General features: G+C 67.4%; 6 protein-coding genes. All 6 read right to left on the reverse strand.

The window, feature by feature from the left end:
• Positions 1-79: 79 nt before the first annotated feature.
• Genes JANGC3_RS0120990 through JANGC3_RS0121015 form a run of 6 tightly spaced genes read right to left on the reverse strand, consistent with a single transcriptional unit; the run spans position 80 to position 6,352 of the window.
• On the reverse strand, positions 80-1,219 hold the full coding sequence (locus tag JANGC3_RS0120990; protein WP_017878461.1) for a VanZ family protein: 1,140 nt from the start codon (positions 1,217-1,219) through the stop codon (positions 80-82).
• The gene (locus JANGC3_RS0120995; protein ID WP_017878462.1) at positions 1,216-1,842 is read right to left on the reverse strand and encodes an ABC-type transport auxiliary lipoprotein family protein; all 627 of its coding nucleotides are present in this window, start codon (positions 1,840-1,842) and stop codon (positions 1,216-1,218) included. Before JANGC3_RS0120995 ends, JANGC3_RS0120990 begins: the two co-directional genes overlap by 4 nt.
• 8 nt (positions 1,843-1,850) lie before the next feature.
• Complete coding sequence (locus tag JANGC3_RS0121000) at positions 1,851-2,807, reverse strand: MlaD family protein (protein ID WP_026133286.1); 957 nt, start codon at positions 2,805-2,807, stop codon at positions 1,851-1,853.
• Positions 2,807-3,655, reverse strand: coding sequence for an ABC transporter ATP-binding protein (locus JANGC3_RS0121005; protein ID WP_017878464.1), 849 nt, complete (start codon positions 3,653-3,655; stop codon positions 2,807-2,809). The genes JANGC3_RS0121000 and JANGC3_RS0121005 overlap by 1 nt, the downstream gene beginning before the upstream one ends.
• Complete coding sequence (locus JANGC3_RS0121010) at positions 3,655-4,785, reverse strand: MlaE family ABC transporter permease (protein WP_017878465.1); 1,131 nt, start codon at positions 4,783-4,785, stop codon at positions 3,655-3,657. The genes JANGC3_RS0121005 and JANGC3_RS0121010 overlap by 1 nt, the downstream gene beginning before the upstream one ends.
• A 58-nt stretch (positions 4,786-4,843) precedes the next feature.
• Positions 4,844-6,352: a B12-binding domain-containing radical SAM protein gene (locus JANGC3_RS0121015; RefSeq protein WP_017878466.1), complete on the reverse strand. Its 1,509-nt coding sequence runs from the start codon at positions 6,350-6,352 to the stop codon at positions 4,844-4,846.
• Positions 6,353-6,685 lie beyond the last annotated feature (333 nt).

Here is a 6,685-nt window from a genome sequence, read left to right on the forward strand (position 1 = left end):
GTGCCTTGTGCGGGTTCGTCGATGCGCCATGATACCGCGTCGCCGCCGCCATCGTCGCGGGCGGGGGCGCGCACGCGCGTCAAGGCCGGTTCAGCTTGTGCGAGCGCAGTGCCAAGAACCACAGCGCGAAAAACGGCCACAGCAGCGAGAGGAATTGCGCCGCGCCGTTGAAGTTGAGGAAGCGCCCCTGCACCCAGCTTTGCAGCGTCGCCATGAAGTAGGGGTTGAGCGGCGTGGTGTTGACGATGATCAGGCTCAGCAGCAAGGTCGCGGCCGCCACCCGGCGCTGCGCCTGCGCCGGCGCGAAGGCCAGCCCGCCCAGCATGATCAGGCCGATGACGAAGCCGCCCTGGGCCCCGGGCGTGACCCAAACGAAGGCGTTTTCCGGCGCGAACAGCAGCGCGCTGGCCAGCGTCTTGACCAGCACCGCGGCGGCGATCAGGCCCAGCGCCAGGCGCGCCTTCGGCGCCGAACGGCGCAGCAGGCACAGCATGGCCAGCACCGCGCCGGTCATGCCGCAGGCGGTGATGATGGTCTCCGACAGCCAGTACTGCTCGACCGTCAGCACCGTGTCCGGGCGCAGGTAGGCGGCCAGGTCGATGTCGACGCCGGCCAGCGCCGACAGCCATTCCGACAGGATCGGCAGCAACTGGCCCAGGCCGAACAGATAGCCCTGCGGGTAGATTTGCGCCAGCGGCCACAGCGCCAGCAGCACCAGGCCCTGGCTGGCGTGCTGGGCGAACCAGCGCTGGCGCAGCCGGTACAGGTGGCTGTGGTCGAGCAGCTTCCTGGCCGACAGCGCGCCCAGCACCGCGCCGACGCAGGCGCCGGCGGCGTTGGTGAAAAAGTCCAGGTTCGACGGCACCCGGCTCGGCAGGTAGGATTGCACCGCCTCCATCGCGCCCGACACCAGCATGCCGCAGGCGCTGGCCAGCAGCACCGCGACGACGCCGCGGCAGCGCGGGTAGCACGAATACACCAGCAGCGCGCCGAACGGGATGTAGCCGAGGATGTTGATGCCGACGTCGAACTTGGTCCAGTAGCGCGGCATGTCCAGGTGTTCGAGGAAGGTCAGCGGCGGCAGGCCGCTGTTGCGCCAGCCGGCGAACGGAAACCAGCTGGCGTAGACGATCAGCAGCAGATAGGCCAGCAGCGCCGCGCGCGCCGCCGGCGAGGCCTGGCTGCCGACGGTCGGGATGGGGGTGGCGGGTTCGGTCATTCTTTCCGCAACGGCAGTGCGGCCAGCCAGGCGATGATGTCGGCGGCGACCGCGTCGGACGCCGCCGCCAGCGCCTTGGCGCCGCCCAGCGCGTCGGCGCTGGCGGCGGCGCTGTCGCGGCTGAAGGTGCGCTGGTCGACCAGGCGGTGGTTGCGGAACAGCGAGGCGCGCAGCGTCAGCCGGCCGCTGCTCCGGCTCTGGCTGTCGAAGGTGTGCGAGAAGTCGTCGACCTCGACGCGCAGCAGGCCGGCGCCGGCGGCCGCGTCGGTGGTCGCGAGCACCTTCACGCCGCTTTGGGCGATGCGCGACTTCAGGCGCGCGCCGAGCAACTGCAGCGGCGGGCTGTTCCAGCGGTTGTGCGCGTACGGCCTCGATTGCTGGGCGTCGGCGTACAGCAAGCGGTAGTACATGCGCTGGCTGTCCAGCCAGGACGGCCCGGTGACGTCGGCCACCACCAGCGCCGAAGCGGCGGCGCCGTTGGCGTCGGCCGGCGCCGCCGCGCCGGGCGGCGGGCCGAAGTCGTACAGCGTGGTCGTCGGCGGGGCGCTGGCGCAGCCGCCCAGCGTGGCGGCGGCCAGGGCTAGGGCCAGCGTGGCCAGGCGGCGGGTCGGGGTGGTGGTCATGGTGCTCCTTATTGTGGTGCCGTGAAACCGGCTTCGCCCGGGCCGGGCGGCACTTCCGGCGCGCCGAACAGGATGCTTTGCGGGCGCTCGTTGAGGCCTTCCATGGTGCGCTTGAGCACCCGCATGGAGGAGCGCGCCTCGTCGCTCAAGTCGATCACGTGCGGCAGCGTGTCGAGTTCGATGCTGGCGGTGATCGCCTCGACCGACAGGCCGACCCGGTCGACCGTGCCGGTGATCTGGTCGAGGGTGCCGCCGGGCGCTTGCAGCCGGTTCCCCAGCGCCTCGTAGTTCCTGGCCATTTTGCTGACGTCGGCGCCGGCGCCGGCCACCGCGTCCAGGCTGCGCTGCGCCTGCGCCGTCAGTTCGGGCAGCTTGGCCAGCGTTGGCGCCAGTTGCCGCGGGATCGCGCCGAAGGCGTCGGCGGCCTTGCTGACGTCGCGGAAGGCGCCCAGCATCACCTGCTGGTTGGCCGGGCTGACCAGTTCGTTCACCTTGGCCGTCAGCGCCTCGGCCTGGTCGAGAATCTTCTTGCCGCGTTTTTCCAGCTGGTCGAACAGGCCGGGGCGCAGCGGGATGCGCGACGGGCTGTCGGCGCTGGTGGCCAGGCGCTTCGAGCCGACCAGCTCGTCGTCCAACTGGACGTAGGCGATCCCGGTCACGCCTTGGTAGCCGAGCGAGGCGTAGGTGGTCTCGGTCACCGGCGTGCCCTTGTCGACGCTCAGGTGGACCAGGATCTGGCCGGTCACCTTCGGGTCGAAATCGATGGCGTCGACCTTGCCCACCTCCAGCCCGCGGTAGCGCACCGCCGCCTGCGCGTTCAGGCCGGGCACCGACATCGTGGTGGCCAGCAGGTAGGGTTCGCGCTCGACCCGGTCGCGGTTGAACCAGACCCCGAACAACACCGCCGCCGCCAAAAGGACGATGGTGAAGAAGCCTGTCATCAATGCGTGCGATCGGTTTTCCATTACACCTCCGGTTTCTGTTCAGCGCGGCGCTCGTCGAGCACCGCCAGCGCGCGTTGACCGCGGTCGCCGAGGAAAAATTGTTTGATAAACGGGTGATCGACGCGGATCACCTCGCGCGTCGGGCCGATGGCGATGACGTGTTTTTCGGCCAGCACGGCGATCCGCGTCGACAGCGCGAACAGCGTGTCGAGGTCGTGCGTGACCATCACCACCGTCAGGCCCAGCTCGCGGTGCAGCGACTGGATCAGCGCCACGAAGGTTTCCGACAGGTCCGGGTCGAGCCCGGCGGTGGGTTCGTCGAGGAACAGCAGTTTCGGCTCCAGCGCCAGCGCGCGCGCCAGCGCGACCCGCTTGATCATGCCGCCGGACAGGTCGGACGGCATCTTGTTGGCGTGCTCCGGCCCCAGTCCGACCATATTCATCTTCAACAAGACGGCGTCGCGGATCAAGTCCTCGGGCAGCGCGCGCAGTTCGCGCATCGGTTGCGCGACGTTGTCGAACACCGTCAGCGCCGAATACAGCGCGCCCTGCTGGAACAGCATGCCCCAGTGGTTGCGCAACTGCTGCAGGTGTTCGGAGTCGGCCTGGCTGATGTCCTCGCCGAACACCCGCACGCAGCCGCGCGAGGGCCGCTCCAGCCCTAGCATCTGGCGCAGCAGCACGGTCTTGCCGGTGCCGGAGCCGCCGACGATCGACAGGATCTCGCCGCGCTCGATGGCCAGGTTCAGGTCCTGGTGCACCACGGTGCGGCCGAACTTGGTCCACAGATTGCTGATCTCGACCACCGGGGCGTCGCCGTCCAGGCTGAAGGCGCCCTCGGCGCCGCAATGGCTTGCGCCCGCCTGCATCAGTAGCCCACGCCGTTGAAGACGATGGCGAACACGGCGTCGGCCAGGATCACCACGGTGATCGCCGTGACCACGGCGGTGGTGGTGCCGCGCCCCAGGCTTTCGGTGTTGGCCTTGATGCGCAGCCCGAAGTGGCAGGACACCAGCGCGATCAGGCTGCCGAACACCACGCCCTTGCCCAGGCCGATCAGGTAGTTCGCCAGCGGCACCGCGTCCGGCAGCTTCTGGATGAAGTAGCGCGACGACAGGTTCAGTTCGATCTTGGCCGCCACCATGCCGCCGATGAGCGCGGCGGTGTCGGTCCAGATCACCAGCAGCGGCATCGAGATGGCCAGGGCCAGCACCTTTGGCATGATCAGGCGGAAGCCGTGCGAAATGCCCATCACCAGCATCGCGTCGAGTTCCTCGGTGACGCGCATCACGCCCAGCTGCGCGGTAATGGAGGAGCCGGAGCGCCCGGCCACCAGGATCGCCGCCAGCAGCGGGCCGAGTTCGCGGATCACGCTCATGCCGAGCAGGTTGACCAGGTAAATGTCGCCGCCGAAGGCGCGCAACTGCTGCGCCGACAGGTAGGACAGCACCACGCCGATCAGGAAGCCGACCAGGGCGGTGATGCCGAGCGCCTGGAAGCCGGCGTGGTAGATGTTGGCGGAGATTTCGCGCCACGGCCCGCGCGCCGGACGGCGCAGGAAGCGCCCGAGGTCTTGCACCACCTGGCCGACCAGGGCGATAAAGGCCGCCATGTGCTCGAAGAAGGAGAGCATTTTGAGGCCCAGCAGCATCACCGAGGTCAGGCGCGCCTTGCGGCTGCGCGGCACTTCGATGCCGCCGGCCTGCTCGATGCGCTTGAAGAATTCCTCCTGGGCCGGCGCCAATTGCAGTTGCTTGGGCCGGGCCTTGTCCCAGGTGTTCCAGAACAGTTGGGCGCCGATGTGGTCCATGCTGTCGATCTGGCGCAGGTCCCAGGCCACGCCGGCGTCGCCCTGCAGCGGCTTGAGCTGCGCGGCGATGCCGGCCATCGCGTCGCCCTGCGCCAGCGCGTGGACCTGCCAGGTGCCGCTGGCGCTCACCGCGCGCGTCGTTTTGGCGTTGGGGTCGAGGGTCAGGGTAGGCGCTTGTGAAATTGGCATGGCCTCAGTTTAAGGGAGATTGGCGCGGACCGCCACCGCTGTTCATAGCGGCGCCGGCTCAGGCGGCCAAATGGCGCGCCTGGCGCTGCGGGATCGACGCCTCGGCGCGCTGCGCCGGCGCCGCCGCGCTCTTCGCCTTGGTGCCGCCGGAATCGCGGCCGGCGTAGTCGCTGGCCAGCAGCAGGTTCGCCTCGAGCAGGCTCATGCCGCGGCTTTGCAGCCATTGCGACACCAGGCTGGCCAGGCGGTCGAGCGCGATGCGGTGGGTGGCGTCGGTCTTCGCGTACAGCCAGTCGGAGAAGTCCATGAAGTTCTCGAACGGCGCCTCACCCATCACGTGCAGCACGGTGTTGGCGAAGCGGCCCGAGTTGGCCACCAGGTCCCAGTAGCGGGCGAAGCGCACCAGCCGCTGCATCGTCATGAAGTCGATCTGCTGGTTGGCCAGGATGGTGTAGGGCGGGTGCGGGTCGAACACCAGGCCGTAGGTGTCGGTGTGGCGGATGATGGGCGTGCCGCGCAGGCGCTTGAGGATGCCGAACTGGATCTCGTGCGGCTTCAGCTCGACCAGGCGGTTGAAGCCGCGGGCGAAACTGGCGACGTCCTCGCCCGGCAGGCCGGCGATCAGGTCGACGTGCAAATGGGCGTGCGACTGCTCGCACAGCCAGCGGATGTTCTCGGCGGCCTTCTGGTTGTCCTGCTTGCGGCTGACCAGCGCCTGCACTGCCGGATTGAAGCTCTGGATGCCGATCTCGAACTGCAGCGCGCCGGGCGGAAACTTGCTGATGCCATCCTTGAGCGCGTCCGGCAGGTGGTCGGGCACCAGTTCGAAGTGGGCGTACACCGGATCGTCCGGATCGGCCTCCAGCTTATCGAGGAAGAACTGCATGATCTTCAGGCTGGTCTTGATGTTCAGGTTGAAGGTGCGGTCGACGAACTTGAACAGGCGGGCGCCGCGCGCGTGCAGCGCCTCCATCTCCGCCAGGAAGGGATCGAGGCTAAACGGCCAGGCGGTCTTGTCCAGCGCCGACAGGCAAAACTCGCACTTGAACGGGCAGCCGCGCGAGGCCTCTACATATAAGGTACGGTTCTTGATGTCGTCGTCGGTATATAAGGAGTAGGGCAGCTTCAGTTCGGCCAGCGGCGCTTGCACCCCGGCGTGGATCTTCATGATCGGCTTGGGGCCGTTGAGAATTTCGCCGCACAGCTTGGGGAAGGTCACGTCGCCCCAGCCGGTGATCAAATAGTCTGCCGCCTGGACGATGGCCTGCTCGCCCGGCTCGTATGACACCTCCGGCCCGCCCAGCACGACGACCACCTCCGGCGCCACCCGCTTGAGCATCGCCACCACCTTGGTGGTTTCCTCGACGTTCCATATATAGACGCCGAAACCGACGATGCGCGGCTTGTGCAGCAAGATGCGCTCGACGATCTCGGTGGTCTTGGTGCCGATCACGAATTCCTGCAAGCGGGTGCGCTCCTGCAGCGCTCCCATGTTCGCCATTAAATAGCGCAGACCCAGCGAGGCATGGGTGTAGCGGGCATTGAGGGTGGAGAGCAGGATGGTCATGACGGGCTTCAAAAACGGGGAAAGCAGCCATTTTACGCTGCCGCCCCACTTCGCCCGGATAAAGCTTGCTTAGTGGCCGCGCCTTCGCTATAGTTCGCCTCCCCAATGAGCGGCAGCAGATGCCGGGCAAAAAGGGCCGGTCGGAAACGACGGGTAGCGAAAATAGAAGTTGACGAAACAAGCGAAACGCTTCATACTCTTTCTTCTTCGCGGCAGACAAACAAAACGCTTTGTCAGCAAGCCGCAGGCAGTGCCGAACAAGTTCTTTAACAATTAACAGTCGATAAATGTGGGCATTTGATGAAGGTGCCGGCGGACTTCGGTCCGCCGCAT

The sequence above is a fragment of the Janthinobacterium sp. CG3 genome (assembly GCF_000344615.1).
Lineage (GTDB): Bacteria > Pseudomonadota > Gammaproteobacteria > Burkholderiales > Burkholderiaceae_D > Janthinobacterium.

Coding starts and splice junctions, on each gene's coding strand:
- JANGC3_RS0120990 (WP_017878461.1), bottom strand. CDS start 1,219: ATGACCGAACCCGCCACCCCCATCCCGACCGTCGGCAGCCAGGCCTCG.
- JANGC3_RS0120995 (WP_017878462.1), bottom strand. CDS start 1,842: ATGACCACCACCCCGACCCGCCGCCTGGCCACGCTGGCCCTAGCCCTG.
- JANGC3_RS0121000 (WP_026133286.1), bottom strand. CDS start 2,807: ATGGAAAACCGATCGCACGCATTGATGACAGGCTTCTTCACCATCGTC.
- JANGC3_RS0121005 (WP_017878464.1), bottom strand. CDS start 3,655: ATGCAGGCGGGCGCAAGCCATTGCGGCGCCGAGGGCGCCTTCAGCCTG.
- JANGC3_RS0121010 (WP_017878465.1), bottom strand. CDS start 4,785: ATGCCAATTTCACAAGCGCCTACCCTGACCCTCGACCCCAACGCCAAA.
- JANGC3_RS0121015 (WP_017878466.1), bottom strand. CDS start 6,352: ATGACCATCCTGCTCTCCACCCTCAATGCCCGCTACACCCATGCCTCG.